This is a genomic window from Vibrio sp. R12-SW3-ISO1, from assembly GCF_059834005.1.
Genome location: NZ_JCBDGK010000052.1, coordinates 226,121 through 241,680, shown reverse-complemented (window position 1 = coordinate 241,680; position 15,560 = coordinate 226,121). Strand labels below are relative to the sequence as shown.

Annotated in this window: 13 protein-coding genes; all 13 read left to right on the top strand. The window is 52.0% G+C overall.

Translation table 11 applies throughout. The features are described 5' to 3' along the window. Window positions 1–22: 22 nt before the first annotated feature. The 13 genes from AC6R0R_RS17860 (at window position 23) to AC6R0R_RS17800 (ending at window position 15,515) form a co-directional block, all read left to right on the top strand. Window positions 23–850, top strand: coding sequence for an OmpA family protein (locus AC6R0R_RS17860; protein ID WP_500627702.1), 828 nt, complete (start codon window positions 23–25; stop codon window positions 848–850). Next, window positions 837–2,924: an SLBB domain-containing protein gene (locus tag AC6R0R_RS17855; protein WP_500627701.1), complete on the top strand. Its 2,088-nt coding sequence runs from the start codon at window positions 837–839 to the stop codon at window positions 2,922–2,924. Before AC6R0R_RS17860 ends, AC6R0R_RS17855 begins: the two co-directional genes overlap by 14 nt. Next, window positions 2,924–3,616: a P-loop NTPase family protein gene (locus tag AC6R0R_RS17850; RefSeq protein ID WP_500627700.1), complete on the top strand. Its 693-nt coding sequence runs from the start codon at window positions 2,924–2,926 to the stop codon at window positions 3,614–3,616. Before AC6R0R_RS17855 ends, AC6R0R_RS17850 begins: the two co-directional genes overlap by 1 nt. Before the next feature lie 114 nt (window positions 3,617–3,730). After that, the gene (locus AC6R0R_RS17845; protein ID WP_334555310.1) at window positions 3,731–4,078 is read left to right on the top strand and encodes an Hpt domain-containing protein; all 348 of its coding nucleotides are present in this window, start codon (window positions 3,731–3,733) and stop codon (window positions 4,076–4,078) included. A 67-nt stretch (window positions 4,079–4,145) separates the two neighbouring features. Then, entirely contained in the window at window positions 4,146–5,624 is a 1,479-nt protein-coding gene (locus AC6R0R_RS17840) for a sigma-54-dependent transcriptional regulator (protein WP_500627699.1), read from the top strand. Next, entirely contained in the window at window positions 5,599–6,663 is a 1,065-nt protein-coding gene (locus AC6R0R_RS17835) for a glycosyltransferase family 4 protein (RefSeq protein WP_500627698.1), read from the top strand. The genes AC6R0R_RS17840 and AC6R0R_RS17835 overlap by 26 nt, the downstream gene beginning before the upstream one ends. A 115-nt stretch (window positions 6,664–6,778) precedes the next feature. Further along, on the top strand, window positions 6,779–7,984 hold the full coding sequence (locus tag AC6R0R_RS17830) for a glycosyltransferase family 4 protein (RefSeq protein ID WP_500627697.1): 1,206 nt from the start codon (window positions 6,779–6,781) through the stop codon (window positions 7,982–7,984). After that, complete coding sequence (locus tag AC6R0R_RS17825; protein ID WP_500627696.1) at window positions 7,977–9,131, top strand: glycosyltransferase family 4 protein; 1,155 nt, start codon at window positions 7,977–7,979, stop codon at window positions 9,129–9,131. The genes AC6R0R_RS17830 and AC6R0R_RS17825 overlap by 8 nt, the downstream gene beginning before the upstream one ends. 59 nt (window positions 9,132–9,190) lie before the next feature. Then, entirely contained in the window at window positions 9,191–10,630 is a 1,440-nt protein-coding gene (locus AC6R0R_RS17820; protein ID WP_500627695.1) for a lipopolysaccharide biosynthesis protein, read from the top strand. 77 nt (window positions 10,631–10,707) lie between these two features. Beyond that, on the top strand, window positions 10,708–12,090 hold the full coding sequence (locus AC6R0R_RS17815; protein WP_500627694.1) for an O-antigen ligase family protein: 1,383 nt from the start codon (window positions 10,708–10,710) through the stop codon (window positions 12,088–12,090). Window positions 12,091–12,174: 84 nt separating this feature from the next. Beyond that, window positions 12,175–12,933, top strand: a complete 759-nt coding sequence (locus tag AC6R0R_RS17810; RefSeq protein WP_500627743.1) for an acyltransferase — start codon at window positions 12,175–12,177, stop codon at window positions 12,931–12,933. Window positions 12,934–12,936: 3 nt separating this feature from the next. Next, window positions 12,937–14,052, top strand: a complete 1,116-nt coding sequence (locus AC6R0R_RS17805; protein ID WP_500627693.1) for a glycosyltransferase — start codon at window positions 12,937–12,939, stop codon at window positions 14,050–14,052. Beyond that, on the top strand, window positions 14,049–15,515 hold the full coding sequence (locus AC6R0R_RS17800) for a GumC family protein (RefSeq protein WP_500627692.1): 1,467 nt from the start codon (window positions 14,049–14,051) through the stop codon (window positions 15,513–15,515). Before AC6R0R_RS17805 ends, AC6R0R_RS17800 begins: the two co-directional genes overlap by 4 nt. The last annotated feature ends 45 nt before the right edge of the window (window positions 15,516–15,560 follow it).

The window sequence follows — 15,560 nt, the reverse complement described above, 5'->3', positions numbered from 1 at the left end:
CTAACAAAACAGGAGCGTCGGTATGGCAACCCAACTTCGTACTTTGGCGGTGATCGCCACCACAACCTTAATCCTTGGGTGCAGCAGCTACCCAGATGAAGGTCAAGGTGGCTTGGCCGAGCAATATTTGCAATCGAGCTTTTCGCCAGTGATGCCAGATGAGCCACTTGGCCCCGAGCATGGGCTCAGGTTCGACTGGCAACTTGCCAAACTGCATCTTGATTCCCTGATTCGAGAAGGCGCTCGCTGGTGCTTTCCTGCGGCGGTGGTTCAAGCGGTTGAAAAACAGAATCGAATCGCACGTGAGCTTGAGGGCGGACTTTTGGTCGACGCCGCCAACGATTTGGTGATTCAGCGCAAACGTCTCAATGAACTTGAGCAGCGTTTAGATTATGTCACCTCTCAAGCGAATTGTGTGCCCCCGCAGGACGAACAGCAATTTCAGGAGCATTTGAGCACTGTGGATTCACTGTTCGATCTCCTCAACGTCGACAACCAATTCGCCCACAACTCTACAGAAATCAACCCCAAATACATGGGGCATCTCGCGCAAGCCGCGAACGTTCTGCGCACGCATCCAACCTTGACGCTGCGCGTGACCGGCCATGCCGATGCCGATGGTTCCAGCCAATACAATCAAACGCTCGCAATGGGCCGCGCGAAACAAGTTAAACGTTACTTAACCATTTTTGGCTTAGAGCCCAACCGAGTTCAAACCCAGTCGGTTGGTGACACCCTGCCCCTTTTTGAAGGCGATAGCGCAGGTGTCAAACTTACCAACCGCCGCGTGAGTGTGGAAGTGCTTGACGCAGAAGAGCTGACGCAAGGAGACCAGCATGGTATGGAGTAAATGGCTTATCGCACTATGTCTCGTATTTAGCGTTCAAGCTTGGGCGATCGAGCGCGTGCAAGTTGGCGATCTCATTCAAGTCGACTTACCTGGAGAAGAGACGCTCAACAAAGGCTTCCAAGTGGACAAACGGGGGCGAATCTCTCTGCCTGAAGTGGGCGCACTGTATGTGGCAGGCTACAACGAAGCGCAGCTCGAATCCGCTGTGCGACAATCGCTTGAGCGGGTGTTTCGCGATCTTTCCAACCTCACGGTGTTTATCGCTGAGCAACAAATCCTTGTCTCAGTACAAGGTTATGTCAACTCACCCGGCGAGTACACTCTGGCAAAAAGTGCCGATGTACAAATGGCCATTTTCGCAGCGGGCGGGCTACGCTCTGGCGCTCAGTTGAACAACATGTTGCTTAAGCGCGGCGCTGACAAACAGTCGTTTAATTACAAATCTTTTCTCGATACGGGCGATGAAAGTTTGCTGCCCGAACTGGCGTCCCTTGACACCATTTTTGTCCCAGCATCGCCGCTGGTCGGTAACATAGAACAAGAGTTCGATGCCGCTAAGCTCGCCAACTCCGGTGACAGCGCCGACGCGCGCACCGCCATCAAGGTGTTTGGCGAAGTGAATGCACCGGGCTCGTTTAGCTACAAAGCGCAAACGGATCTGGTTGATATTCTAATGCGTGCTGGCGGCGTGACTCGCTATGCCTCTGTTGAGCAGATCCGCGTCATCAGTGAAAACTCGCCGCAAAAATTTAATCTCAAAGCCTATCTCGACAGCGGCGACACCTCGCTGCTCCCTACGATCAATCCAGGCACGACCATTTTCGTACCCAAGCAAGAAGAAGAGATTCGTGCGGGGGCCAACGTGGTTTACATCATGGGCGAAGTGGCAAGTCCCGGCGCGTACGAAAGTAAAAACGGCGCCTCTTTTATGGATATTTTGGCCAATGCAGGCGGACCAACCCGCTTTGCCGAGTCTCGCCAGATCCGTCTCATCAAAGCCACTGGCGATGTTGTCAAATTTGACCTAACGGCGTTTACAGAAGGTTTAAATCCGCAAGCCATGCCTGCCATTGAGTCTGGCGACGCCATTTTCGTACCGGAAAAAACCGACATGAATGAAAAGTCGTGGCTTAAAATAGCGCCTAACCGTGCGGTGAGCGTGATTGGTGAAGTAGTGAGACCGGGGCGCATCGAATGGTCAGATGAAATGGATTTGATGGACTTGCTTGCCCATGTCGGTGGCCCGACATTGCGCGCCGACACCTCAAAGATTGAAGTGGTGACCGCCGATGGAACGCTGCATAAATTTAACCTTGATACCTTCATTCTTGAAGGGGCGCCAAGTCAGGCTCTGCCTCGCATTAGCGCCGGTTCGATTGTGCGTGTACACGATCTTCCGCAAGATCCCAGTGACAACAAGTCGCAATGGGTGCGCCAGAGCTCCGATGCCTCTATCTATGTATTTGGCCAAGTCAACGCCCCCGGTCGCTACCGCTTTACTAAAGAGATGCATTTTCTTGATATTCTCTCCGCGGCTGACGGCCCAACAAAAGACGCCGATATTCACAACATTCGTGTCACCCACAGAGACAAACGCTACGCTAAAGTGAGCAAACTTAACCTTTCGCTTTACTTTGAGACGGGAGACGAAAGCCTGCTGCCTAATGTGACGATGGGTGACACTATTTATATCCCCGAGAAAGATAAAGTGTGGTTGGATACGCCCAAAGAGTCCACCGTGCGCGTGCTTGGGGCGGTCAATAGCCCGGGTCGCTATGTGTTTGACGACAACATGACCATTCTTGACCTACTGGCTGAAGCCGGCGGCCCGTCAGACAGAGCCTATCTAGAGAAGATTTCCATCGTCAATATGTCCTGCTGTCAGGGGCAAGCAAGAACCTTTGACCTGGTTGATTTCAGTAAAACCGCCAATATCTACCAACTGCCTGTATTGCGCGCGGGTGACACCATCTATGTGCCCGATCGCAATGAGAGCTTTCTTGAGAAAGCACGTGTGGGTTTAGAAGATATTCTGCGACTCACAACAACCATAGTATTGATAGGAGCGCTGTAATGACGATTCCTGCGACTCATGCTGAAATTGAGCAACTCTATCTCGCCGCTGAAATGCAAGGCTGTCGCTCGATCTGTATTACCTCGTGCAATTCAGGTGACGGCGTCACGTCTGTTGCGACGGCTTTGGCGGAGCGCTATCTGCTCTCCGGCCTCAAAACCTTGGTGGTGGATTTAAACACCTTCCACCCCTCGCTTATCCCGAGCCTATCAGCGATAGACAATCAAGATATGCCCGGCATGTTGCTTGAACACGAAGTGAGCCACAAGCTGTTTACTGGTGTGCCAGCCCCCACCACCACCGAGGCGCTGCTCGAGTATCGAGACCCGCGCTGCATGAAAACGCTCATGACGCAATGGTTGAGTTGTTACGACCGCGTGGTGTGTGATACCTCGCCAATCTTACTGATTAACCGAGGGAATATTCCCGCGCAAGTGGCCGCCACCGCCTGCGATCAAACCGCGATTGTGGTGCTCGGTGGCAGTACCACCACCGGACAACTTGAGAAAGCGACACAACTGCTAAGCAACGAATCCATTTCGCTGCTTGGCAGCGTGTTTAATTTAAAAAATCAGCCGACACTCGCGCAAGAAATGGTGCGAGAGCTCAATCGCATTCCTTTCCTTACCCCAAAATTTCGCCGCTATCTGCAAAATAAACTCTTTAGCAACGAGCTGCTCAATCAGCATTGATTCATTCTCTGCTTGCTGAAAGCGCGATCGACGTAACTCTTTCGTTAAATTAAACCGCTGACGGAATATTTTCGACTATTCTTAATGTATATCAGCCGGTTAGAAGGAAGCGATGTGAGTTTAATCGATGAGAGTATCATTAAGCAGATGATCCAAGATACCAGTGCAGAAGTGGTGCCGATGCTGATCGACCACTTTGTTGAAGAGACCCAATCACGCATTCAGCGCATCATGCAAGCGGCCAGCGACAACGACAAATCTGTACTGGAATTTGAAAGTCATACTCTGGGCAGCGCCTCGTTAGCGCTCGGCTGTCGGCGTCTCTCCAACCTTGCACGAAAAATCGAGCACCTCTGTCTGGATGATAAAGCCGCACCTGCGTTCGCGCTGTGTCCTGAGCTCAACCAGCTGACACAGGAATCGATCCAAGCCCTACAAGAACGACAACAACAGGGCTTTTGAGTGCTCGCTTCACACCAAGCGCTCAATACTCGCAGCCAATACCAAGGACTTAACCAAGGAATCAATCATGCGATCTAAAGTACTTCTTATCGAGGATTCAACGTCCCTCGCGATTTTGTATAAGGAATACGTCAAACATGAAGACTTTGATATGTTTCATGTTGAGACAGGGCGGGACGCAATGGCGTTTATTGAGCGCCACGCGCCCAATCTGGTGATTCTCGATCTCAAATTGCCCGATATGGATGGTGAAGACATTTTAGATTGGATCAATGAAAAGCAGATCCCAACATCGGTGGTGGTGGCCACCGCGCATGGCTCCGTCAATCTTGCGGTGAGCCTAGTGCAAAAAGGCGCGAAAGACTTTTTAGAGAAACCGATCAATGCAGACCGACTGATCACTTCCATCAATCTGCACATCAAGCAAGCCAAGCTTGAACACCTTGTTGAAGACATTGAAGCCAAGTTCGACCGACCTCAATTTCATGGTTTTATTGGCTCTAGCTTGCCGATGCAAGGCGTCTATAAAATCATTGATTCGGTCGCCCCCACCAGCGCGAGCGTGTTCATCGTCGGTGAGAGTGGTACGGGTAAAGAAGTGTGCGCTGAAGCCATTCACAATGAGAGCAAACGACGCGACAACGCCTTTGTTGCCATTAACTGCGGCGCGATACCCAAAGATCTGATGGAAAGCGAGATTTTTGGCCATGTCAAAGGCGCCTTTACTGGCGCGACGGCGGATCGCAAAGGCGCCGCGTCAATGGCCCACGGCGGCACCCTATTTTTGGATGAGCTGTGTGAAATGGAGCTGGAAATGCAAAAGAAACTGCTGCGTTTTCTGCAAACGGGCACCTTTACGCCCCTCGGCGGTAGCAAAGAGATGAAGGTGGATGTGCGAATCATCTGCGCGACTAACCGTGATCCTCTCAAAGAGGTTGAAGAAGGCCGCTTTCGAGAAGACCTTTACTACCGTGTCCATGTCGTGCCGATTGAAATGCCGCCGCTGCGCGAACGAGGCAACGACATTGTCACGCTCGCCAAACATTTTCTCACCCTCTATGCCAAAGAAGACGGCAAAAAATTCACCTCTATTCGCCGAGAAGCCGAAACGGCGCTCAAGCGCTACGCCTGGCCGGGCAATGTGCGTCAATTGCAAAACATCATGCGTAACATTGTCGTGCTCAATGACGATACCCAATTGCAATACGATCATTTGCCAGAGCAAATTACCCGCGGTAAAACCGCCACACGTGTTGCCACGCCCGTGCATGTCTCTAGCCCTGCCGCCACGCAAACTGTGCCGCCCTCACCTCAGCCAGAACTCGGCGTCGCCGCACAAAGCGCTGACGAGCCTATCACTCATGTTGAAGATAAACCAATCTCCATCCGGCCCATGTGGCAAATCGAGCGAGAAGCCATTCAGCAAGCGATTGAGTATTGTGATGGTAACGTGCTCAATGCCGCTGTTTTGTTGGAGTTGAGCCCTTCGACCGTCTATCGCAAAAAACAGGCATGGGAAAATGATGAGCAGCAAGAACTCACCTAAACCCGTCTGCTTGGTGATCGATTCACTCACCTACGGCGGCATCGAAACCCATGTCTTGCAGCTGGCGACCGGACTTATCCGCAATCACGTACCGGTTCGCGTGTTCTTGGTCAGACGCTATGGTTCAGCCAGCCCACTCGAACAAAAACTTCGTGATATAGGTGTCGACGTCGACTGTCTCTCAGACAGCGGTCAGTCGCCCCTGTTTGCCTTGATTGAAAGAGTAAAACAGAACGCACCGCAGTGCCTGCATTGCCACGGCTACAAAGCAAGTTTAATGGGGAAAGTGGCGAGGTTAATCACCGGCGTGCGTCAACTCTCCACCTACCATGCTGGCGAAGTACCCAGTGGTAAAGTGTGGCTCTACGATGCCCTAGACCGCTACAGCGCGTTTATGTCTCACCACACACTCTGTGTCAGCGATGCAATTCGCGCTCGCATCCCGTTTCGTTCTAAGTTGCAAAACAACTTTATCGACACTCAAGGTGTTGCGGCTTCAGTCGGTCATCAAATCGCCTATGTCGGACGGCTCAGCTTTGAAAAAGCGCCAGATCGCTTCGTCGGCCTTGCCAAAGCTCTACCTAATCACCAGTTTGATGTTTACGGTACTGGGCCAGAAGAGGCCAAAAGTCAGCAGCCGCGACTCGCTAACCTTACCTTTCATGGTCATCAAGCTGAGATGAATAGAATCTGGCCCGACATCGGCGTATTGGTCATTCCTTCGCGCTTTGAAGGATTGCCCATGACAGCGCTGGAAGCGATGGCACGGGGAATCATCGTCATCGCAATGGATGTCGGTAATTTGAGCCGACTGATTAAACACGGTAAAAATGGCTTTCTCGTTAGTGATCCTGCCCAATTACCCGATACGCTGTGCCAAGTGCTGGCACTTGATAACGCGCAAGAGCAGGCTCTGCGTCACAGCGCCGTAGAGACAGTTCGTCGCCACTACTCCCTGCGCGCGGCATTGCCGACGCTACTCAAACTCTACTATGGACCTCACTACCAAAGTGATTGTCAATTTGAGAATTTAAACTGAACCTCATCCCACTCAGATAAATAACCAGTAAATTCAATTATTTACACACAAATCACAGTTGGCACCCTCCTTGCTATTTGGTTGTTATGCTCATTAACCGCTAAGGAGAAGCCCCATGGCCAAGCGTATTCTTTTTGTTCATTACGGCAGTGATTGGATTCGTGGCAGCGAAAAGTGTTTGCTCGACCAAATCAAATACGTCGCGCGCCTCGGCTATTACCCAATGGTGTGGACCAATAACCCATCGCTGGCCAAACAGGTCGAGATGATGAGTCTGCGCTGTCAGTTGGATGAATTCCCGCTGCTGCTCGGTTGGAGTAAGCCGCGCTTGGATGTCTCAGCGTGGTCAGGGTTGGTCAAAAAGGCCACCGTCATGCTGCACAAGTTGAATGTTGACCTAATTCACGTCAACAGTGGCGCGCCCTGCCAGTGGATGATTCCAGCTTCCCGCGCGACGGGTACGCCATTGGTCACGCAGCTTCACTGCCCTTACACGGCCCGCGATCGCATGACGCTGGGCATTCACCTTTCGCCGCATGTGATTACCGTCAGCCGATACGTGGCGCGCGCGCTCTTACGTGATGGCTTTGATAAACGCAGGCTCTCTGTTATCCACAACGGCATTGATGTCACCGCACTTGAAACCCAACCAGCAGTGAATGTGCGCGAAGAGCTTCGCCTCGCGGCTGACGATTTTCTTTTTGCCACTGTCGGTTCACTCATTCACCGTAAGGGCATTGATCGCATCATTACCTCCCTTCGCCATGTGGTGCTTGAGTATCCAAATACGAAGCTGGTTGTGATTGGTGATGGCCCACAACGCGATCACTTAGAGCAGCAGTGTGACTATCTGCACCTACAAGATCATGTACATTTTGTGGGCGAGCAGAGCCATGTCGTGGGCTGGTTGAAAGGGTGTGACGCCTTTATCAGCGGCGCTCGAAGTGAGGCGTTTGGACTTGTGGTCGCCGAAGCCGCCATTGCACAGATCCCCGTCGTAGCGCCTTATGAAGGCGGCATTCCTGAGTTTGTTCAGCATGGTAAAACCGGCGTCCTCTACGTGAATCAAGGCTACGGGCCGATGGCGAATGCGATGCGCAATGTGATCAACAGTGAAGCACTGCGTGACAGCTTAGTGGCAAACGCCTATCGGCACATCACTGAGCATTATGACACCTCGGTAGCGTGCGCCAATATTGAGCGCGTATATCGCAAGCTGATCAAGCAAAAGCAGCCGAAGAATGTGGGTGTGCTTCGCACTCTACTGCCCATCAAAACCGCCATCAGCAACCGACTCAGCTTTGGAGGTCAACATGGCTAAATCACCCCGCTCATCAGCCCTCGTGTTTGATCCGATTCCCTTTAAGGGCGGTTCCAAAATTGCCACCGCCGTCGCCCTTGGCACCTGTAAAGTCAATGCAAAGCGTTTTGTAGTCGCCACCGTGGACCCAACGTTTTGGCGCAATTCGGATGTTTATCGTACCCACGATGTGCAAGTGGTGCGTCTCTGGATCCCCGGTTCACTGCTCAAGCAGCACAACGGCGCGCGTTACTGGTTGTGTCAGCTTTGGTTTATGCTCGCCTTGGCGATGGTTTGCTTGACCACTCGTCAGCTCAAGCAGGTGGTTGGCGCGTCTGGCCCTGGGCTGGATATGCCACTTTATTTGCTCAAGCCCTGTTTTCGTTTCGAGGTGATTCAGTTTATCCACGGCAATGTCGGTCTATCACGCTCGATTGGGTACTGCTTAACTCGAGCGGATTCGGTGCACTATTTGCCCTCGACCAAAGCCAGCCTTAACCAAGCGTTAAGCTGCTACTTGCAAAGCGCGGTCGGTCAGCAAGAGGTCAACGCACTGAGTGAGTGTTACCTTAACGGCGAGCGCTATGTCGAATTTGTTAATGGCTTGCAAGAGTCTCACTGGCCAAGTGCTTGTCAGCACAAGACCCCCGTCTGTTTTTGGGCGGCATCACTGCTTAAATGGAAGGGTTTGGATCTGTTTGTGCAAGCGCTCAAAACCGCACATCAGCGCACCCGCTTTGCCACCCACATCTGCTATTTGATTCCGACATCGACCACACTGCCAGTTTCGCGCGCACCGGTATTATTGAAATACACCGAATGGCACCATGATCCAGACAACCTCGACACCCTGCGCCGTAAGAGCAACATCTTTGTCTCGACCAGTGTCAATGAGCCTTTCGGTCTCTCGATTCTTGAAGCGCTCGCCGCAGGGATGTGCGTCATCCTCCCTCAAGATGGATCTTACTGGGATCAAGTGCTGACTGACGGCGAGCACTGCATCAAATATCCGGCGGGCGATACCGAGGCGCTGACCCACGCCATCGAGCAAGCCGTGACGAAAAAGGCACTCTTTTCTACATGTTGTCAAGGCGCGCAGCGCATCGCTAAACGCTATACCGCCACACAGTGCTATCAAGCCTTCGCGAACACGCTCAGCGCTGCGTAACCCCTAATATCAAACGTAAACCATTAGATAATCAATACGACAACACAGAGGATGTCACTATGGCCAAGCAGAATCCGATAGCACAGATGGGACTTTATGCCCTCAGCCTTATCGCAATGAAAGGTTCAGCGCTGATCGCCCTGCCGTTTGTCGCCCGATACCTCAGCCCTAGTGCGCTTGGTCAGTTAGAACTGATTGGTTCGGTGACCATGTTTCTAAGCCTGGTCGTCGGGTTAGCCATGCATGAAAACCTCTACCGATTTATTGCTGTTGAAGAGGCGCACACCACTCGCAAACGTCTCGCCAGCAAACTCTACAGCGTGACTATTCTGATTTCTCTGCTTCTCAGCGCCTTTGCGGGTGTAACGCTATTTGCCTTGTCACCCAGCGATTTATCTACACAGCACATTGCTCTCATCGCCTTAGCTGTGAGCTACGAAGCGCCGCTGGCCATCTGTTTAGCTTGGCTGCGTTTAAACGATCAAGCGAGTCTGTTCGTCAAACTGACCCTTGCGACTGTGGCCCTTCAGCTTGGCGGCCTATTTACGTTGCTTCAATATACCAGCAGTATCACCGCTATTGTGGCCTGGAATGTAACCTGCACATTGGGCCAATTCCTTTTTCTGCATCTATCGCTGCGCTTTCGATTGTCACTGCCAAACAGAGCGACACTGCTGCGCTACCTGCACTATTCAACGCCCATCATGCTGTCTGCGGTGGTGGCGTTTGGTATGAGTGGTGCTGAGCGCTGGTTTATCGCGGCGGGCAATAATCTCGATCAGCTTGGCCTGTATGCGGTTGCCGCTAAATTTGCGCTGGCGGTGGGCATTTTGATTCAACCGTTTCATATGATGTGGATGCCCAAACGCTTTGCGCATCTGGAAAAAGGTCAACAAGGCTACGTGGTGCGCATGACTCAGCTTGGCGTGCTGTGCCTCACCCTAATCGCGGTGAGCGTTGGCGTGTTTGCCCAGCTCTTTATCAATGTGGCGATGCCCGCTAGCTACCAGCACGCGGCATTACTGTTGCCTTTGGCAATCATCATCATGGTATTAAAAGAGCTTACCGAGCTCACCAACATTGGGCTACTGGCGGCAAAGCAATCTCGATGGTTGCTGCTTTCGAACGTGATCGCGACGACAGCCGCCTTATTGCTCTGCGCGTGGTTTTACGAGATGGGCGCAGGCGCGATTCTTATCTGCCTCGGCTTTGGTCAAGCTGTACGCTTTTTGCTTGTGCTTACGCTAAGTCAGCGTCATCACCCGCTACCGTTTCATCTCGCTTGGCTAATACAAGTCATCACACTGAGCGTGGTGACGGTATTGACGCCGCTCTTGCTCGAAGATCAAGGGCTGTATATGGCGATCAGCGCGTTGAGCGTAATCGGTCTCATCGCTTTGTCTCTCTTCGCTAAACTGTTCTCTTTAGAGGACTTAGTGGCGCAAAAAGTGCTGATTTCCAAGCTAAGCACTATGCTTAAACGAAGCCCAGCGCATTAACCATGCGGCAGGCCGCGCTGACAATATGCCAATGTCTCTAACCCATTTCACCTCACTGATAGCATGGGAGCCAAACGATGGTGGTTGCAAGTAAATGGATGACACTCAGCGCCATGACGGTGCTCTGCCTGACGCTGTTTGCATTGTGGCAGTTTCTCCCTCACCCAGCCGTGATCGTGGTGCTGTGCTTTTTGCCGTTTGCGCTGCTGTTTGTGCTGCGATTTTCCTTCTGGTTGGTGATGTTTTTTGTTCTGTTTTCGTTTTTTCGCATCCATGAAGCGCTCCCAGCCCTCTACTCACTGAAAATCCCGTTATTGCTTTCACTTGGCGCGCTATCGGCTCTGCTTTGGCATGCCATCATTACCCGTAAATTGGAGATGTATTGGCACCCAGCCTTCACTTGGCTGAGCGTGTTCTGGGCGTTGGTTATTTTTGGCGCGGTGACCTCATCGAACCCGGGGATTGCAATTGAATACATCAAAAACATCTATTGGAAGATCATTATTATGACGTTCGCCGTCGCGTGGTTGCTCGACAATGAAGAGGCGGTAAAACACTTTTCAATTTGGATTGTTATTGCAGGAACCCTGATTGCTATCGTGGCGATTTCCAATTCACTGTCAGGGGTTGGATTGGTAGAGGGGACGCGGGTCACCATAGGTCGCCATTTGGGGTCAGTGCTTGGCGATCCGAACGATCTCTCTCTGGTGCTGATGTTCCCGTTGGCGTTTGCCGTCAGTTTAGCCACCGCCAAAGAGATTGGTCCGTTGCGCTATCTCGCCTTTGGGGCCATGCTGCTTACCATGTGGGCGGTGATCGCCACACAGAGCCGCGGCGGCCTGCTTGGTTCATTGGCGGTATTTGGCATCTTCGGTCTAAAAATGATTCGCTCCAAAACTTTACTGATCACGCTGGGCGTAGTCGCCATGCTGGTGCTGTTTGCGTTGGCGGGTGTGTCAGATCGTCAATCAGGCGGAGCGGCAGAGGAAGGCATCGACGCCTCCGCCATGGGCCGGCTCTACGCGTGGGAAGCAGCGTTTAAAATGGCGCTGGACAACCCGCTGACGGGCGTGGGTTTAAACAACTTTTTCCCCAATTACTTTTTCTACAGCTCGCATTGGGATGGAGTCAATCACGCGGTGCACAGCACTTGGTTTGGCGTGCTGGCTGAAACCGGGTTTCTCGGTTTGATTGTCTTTTGCGGCATTATCGTCAAATTGATTCTCACCAGTCGCAGCGCACTCGCCATTTTAGATAAGCCAGAGTGCGACTGCTCCACCTATTTACGTGCAACGACCTTCGCCACCTATGCCGGTCTGGTGGGCACCATTGTCTCGGGTACCTTCCTTACCCAAGGCTTCACTTGGCCGCTGTATATCCTCGCCTCAATATGCATTGCCACCGCCAAATTGAGTCAAAACTATTCTCAAATTGAGAATACCGCCGAAGATCAAACCTAAACCACTGAAATTAAGGATTTTATATTTTGGCACACTCTGTGAAGTGTTCAGGGATACACACTCATAACACCTTCAGAGGCAATGATGTTGGCGACCCATTTAAACACCTTCAAACTGTGGCTGCGCGATGGCGATAGCCCCTCGAAACAGCGTGCTTTCCAAACGCTTAAAGCGATTCGTACTTGTGACCTTCCCTTTCCCACCGCGCTTTGCCGTTTGATGTACCACGCTCATCGCACTGTCTCACTCACAGTACAAACACTGCTGCGCGTTCTTTGGCACACGCCAATTTTTAAAGGTCGGGTGAACCAATGCGGTAAACGCTTGTATTTGTACGGAGGCGTTCCTTACGTGTCAGGCGTGTTAGAGATACATATCGCCGATGACGCGCGCATCAGCGGCCACACCACCTTCTCTGCCCGCCCTCAATCTCAACGCCCCACACTGGTGGTGGGCAGTAACACCGACATCGGCTGGCAAACCACCATCGCCGTGGGCAGCAGAGTGATCATCGGCGATCACGTTCGCATTGCGGGACGTGCTTTTCTGTTTGGCTATTCGGGCCACTCGTTAGATCCGAAACTTCGCGCGTTAGGCGAAGGGGATTTAGACAAAGACGTCGGCGATATCATCTTAGAACGCGATGTCTGGCTTGGCACCAATGTCACTGTCTGCCCTGGTGTGACGATCGGCCAAGGCACCGTCGTGGCCGCTGGCAGCGTCGTCACCAAGTCACTACCGGCGTTTGTGGTCGCGGCGGGCAACCCTGCCAAAGTGGTCAAATCCTTACCCTTTAGCGACAAATCTTTTAGCGATAAAACCTCTAGCGAAGAGAAGGAGTAACCCATGCGCGATTTGATTGTTTTCGGTGAAGACTTCACAGGCCTGCCTTCGAGCACGCAGCACCTCATTCGCACATTGGCACAAACGCGCCGCGTGTTGTGGGTCAACTCTATTGGCCTGCGCCAACCCAAATGGACTCTGAGCGATCTCAAACGCGCCGGGCAAAAGCTCCTTGGGCGAGGCAAAGGAGGCTATGCCAATCAAACGCGTCAACATCCCAATATTCAGGTGATCAATTTACGTACCGTGCCTGCGCCGCGATCTGCTCTTGCAAGACGCGTTGCGCGTGACATGATGATTGCGCAGCTCAAACCGTGGATACAAAAACTCAAGTTACGATCGCCAATTCTCTGGACCTCTCTGCCCACGGCGGCTGATTTATGCGGCCATCTTGGCGAGTCAGCGGTGGTGTATTATTGCGGCGATGATTTCTCCTCTTTGGCTGGTGTAGATCACACCTGCGTCGCCCAGCACGAAGCGACACTGGTCGAGCATGCGGATTTGATCCTCACCTCCGGCGCTGCCCTACTGACGCGATTTCCCGCCAGTAAAACCCACTACTTACCGCATGGTGTTGACCTCGAACTGTTTGAGTCCTTCACCGAGCGAGCCCAGGATCTACCCAATGACGGCAAACCGATTGCCGGTTTTTATGGCAGCGTCTCCAATTGGCTCGATTACCCCTTGATTGATGCTATCTCTGCGCGTCATCCAGAGTGGCATTTCGTCTTCATCGGGCCGCAAGAACTCAGCCATAATCCACTACCAAAGCGCGATAACGTCCACTATCTCGGCCCCAAAGCGCACCATGAATTGCCGCAATATAGCCAGCACTGGTCGGTTGGATTGCTTCCTTTTGTTGATAATGAACAAATCGCGGCATGCAACCCTCTGAAGCTGCGTGAATACCTCGCCGCGGGTAAACCTGTGATCTCAAGTCGTTTTCCTGCCGCCTTGGATTACAAAAATCATCTACATTTAATAGACGGTGTCGAATGTTTTTCTCGCGCGCTCAGAGAGATAGAAACACAACGCACCCACAAGCCAGCGGCTAATCTGCGCGCAGAGAGCTGGCAAGCAAGAGGCAAGGAAGTCGCAACGCTGCTGGAGGCACTATGAATGAGCTTAAACTGCGGTTAATGCAGATACTAAACGGGGCGTGGCGACAGCGCTACGTCATCGTTGTGCCTATTCTGATCATGCCGTTTGTTGGGCTAGCAGTCAGCCACCTTGCCCCCGTCAAATACACCTCGCACACCAGTATGCTGATCCAAGAGACCGCCAAAATGAATCCGTTTTTGGAGGATTTAGCCGTCTCGTCCATGATCAAAGAACGACTCACGGCCTTAAGCACCTTGCTTAAAAGCCGCCATGTGTTAACAGCAGTGGCCACCAAGCATCAGTTGATTGACGACAACACGTCACCCCAAGAGGCAGAGTTTATTATCAACAAACTGGCAGAGAGTCTTAGCGTGACGCAGCCTGGCAAAGATTTCTTACAGATCACCTTTACCGCAAGTTCGCCAAACGGGATGAAAGAGCTGTTAGAGTCCATCAGCGATCAGTTTATTGACCAGCTGTTGGCACCTGAGCGCTCAAGCATCGAAGATTCAGCCAACTTCCTCGCCATGCACATTGACAAACGTCGCCAAGAACTCGATGACGCCGAACTCAAACTGGCCAAGTTTCGTAACCAATACGCCTCCGTCACCCCTGAGATGCAAAGCCAAGCCCTCGGCAGACTGGCATCGCTCAAGCAAAGCTTGGCAGAAAAACAAGCGGAGCTGGCCGGGGTAAAACGTAGCTTAGGTTCGCTAGACGAGCAGCTGTCAAAAACCAATCCTGTGGTTGGCAAAATTGAGGATCAAATCATTGAAATCCGCAGCGAACTGACGCTACTGAAGGCAAAATACACCGATAGCCACAGCGCAGTGAAAGGTAAGGAGCGTGAATTGCAGCGCCTTGAAAGCGAGCGTGAGGCGTTGTTGTCCGTCAAACAAAACGCCGTCTCGAGCGAGCAATTGTGGGACATCGCCAGCAGTACAGATTTGGATGATATCCGCCGTATGCAGCCCTTATTAGTCACCCAACTGCAAAGCCTGCAAGTGGAACGTGGGCGCTACGAGTCACTGAGCGAAGAAACAAAGAGCCTTGAAGTGATCATTGCCGATCTTGAACAGCAAGCCAATCAGTTTGGTGACAACGCGCGTGAGATGTTTCGCCTACAGCGCGATGTCGCCAACAAGCAGCAGCTCTATGACGAGTTATTGCAACGCTATGAAATGGCGCAACTTACAGGATCGCTCGGTATGTTTGAGCAAAACAAACGGGTCAAAATCATTGATTTGCCCTACACACCGACCACACCCAATAACCTCCCCACTATCGTATTTATCATCGCGGGGTTATTCGCAGGCATCGGCCTAGGTTGCGGTATTGCCACGTTTATTGAATTGTTTGACACCTCCATTCGCACCCGCCAAGAGATCCAAGCGATCACCGGCAGCCCCGTCATCACCTCTATTCCTAAGATCGCGAACTATAACGAATTTCAAATTGACAATGGCCGTGTGTCAAAATAGGAATAGATTTTAACTTGCTGAAATATAATCAAATAAAAGTCGGCA

What these genes read in the sequence shown, in the direction of transcription:
- AC6R0R_RS17860 (WP_500627702.1), top strand. Translation starts at nt 23, where the DNA reads ATGGCAACCCAACTTCGTACTTTGGCGGTGATCGCCACCACAACCTTA.
- AC6R0R_RS17855 (WP_500627701.1), top strand. Translation starts at nt 837, where the DNA reads ATGGTATGGAGTAAATGGCTTATCGCACTATGTCTCGTATTTAGCGTT.
- AC6R0R_RS17850 (WP_500627700.1), top strand. Translation starts at nt 2,924, where the DNA reads ATGACGATTCCTGCGACTCATGCTGAAATTGAGCAACTCTATCTCGCC.
- AC6R0R_RS17840 (WP_500627699.1), top strand. Translation starts at nt 4,146, where the DNA reads ATGCGATCTAAAGTACTTCTTATCGAGGATTCAACGTCCCTCGCGATT.
- AC6R0R_RS17835 (WP_500627698.1), top strand. Translation starts at nt 5,599, where the DNA reads ATGATGAGCAGCAAGAACTCACCTAAACCCGTCTGCTTGGTGATCGAT.
- AC6R0R_RS17830 (WP_500627697.1), top strand. Translation starts at nt 6,779, where the DNA reads ATGGCCAAGCGTATTCTTTTTGTTCATTACGGCAGTGATTGGATTCGT.
- AC6R0R_RS17825 (WP_500627696.1), top strand. Translation starts at nt 7,977, where the DNA reads ATGGCTAAATCACCCCGCTCATCAGCCCTCGTGTTTGATCCGATTCCC.
- AC6R0R_RS17820 (WP_500627695.1), top strand. Translation starts at nt 9,191, where the DNA reads ATGGCCAAGCAGAATCCGATAGCACAGATGGGACTTTATGCCCTCAGC.
- AC6R0R_RS17815 (WP_500627694.1), top strand. Translation starts at nt 10,708, where the DNA reads ATGGTGGTTGCAAGTAAATGGATGACACTCAGCGCCATGACGGTGCTC.
- AC6R0R_RS17810 (WP_500627743.1), top strand. Translation starts at nt 12,175, where the DNA reads ATGTTGGCGACCCATTTAAACACCTTCAAACTGTGGCTGCGCGATGGC.
- AC6R0R_RS17805 (WP_500627693.1), top strand. Translation starts at nt 12,937, where the DNA reads ATGCGCGATTTGATTGTTTTCGGTGAAGACTTCACAGGCCTGCCTTCG.
- AC6R0R_RS17800 (WP_500627692.1), top strand. Translation starts at nt 14,049, where the DNA reads ATGAATGAGCTTAAACTGCGGTTAATGCAGATACTAAACGGGGCGTGG.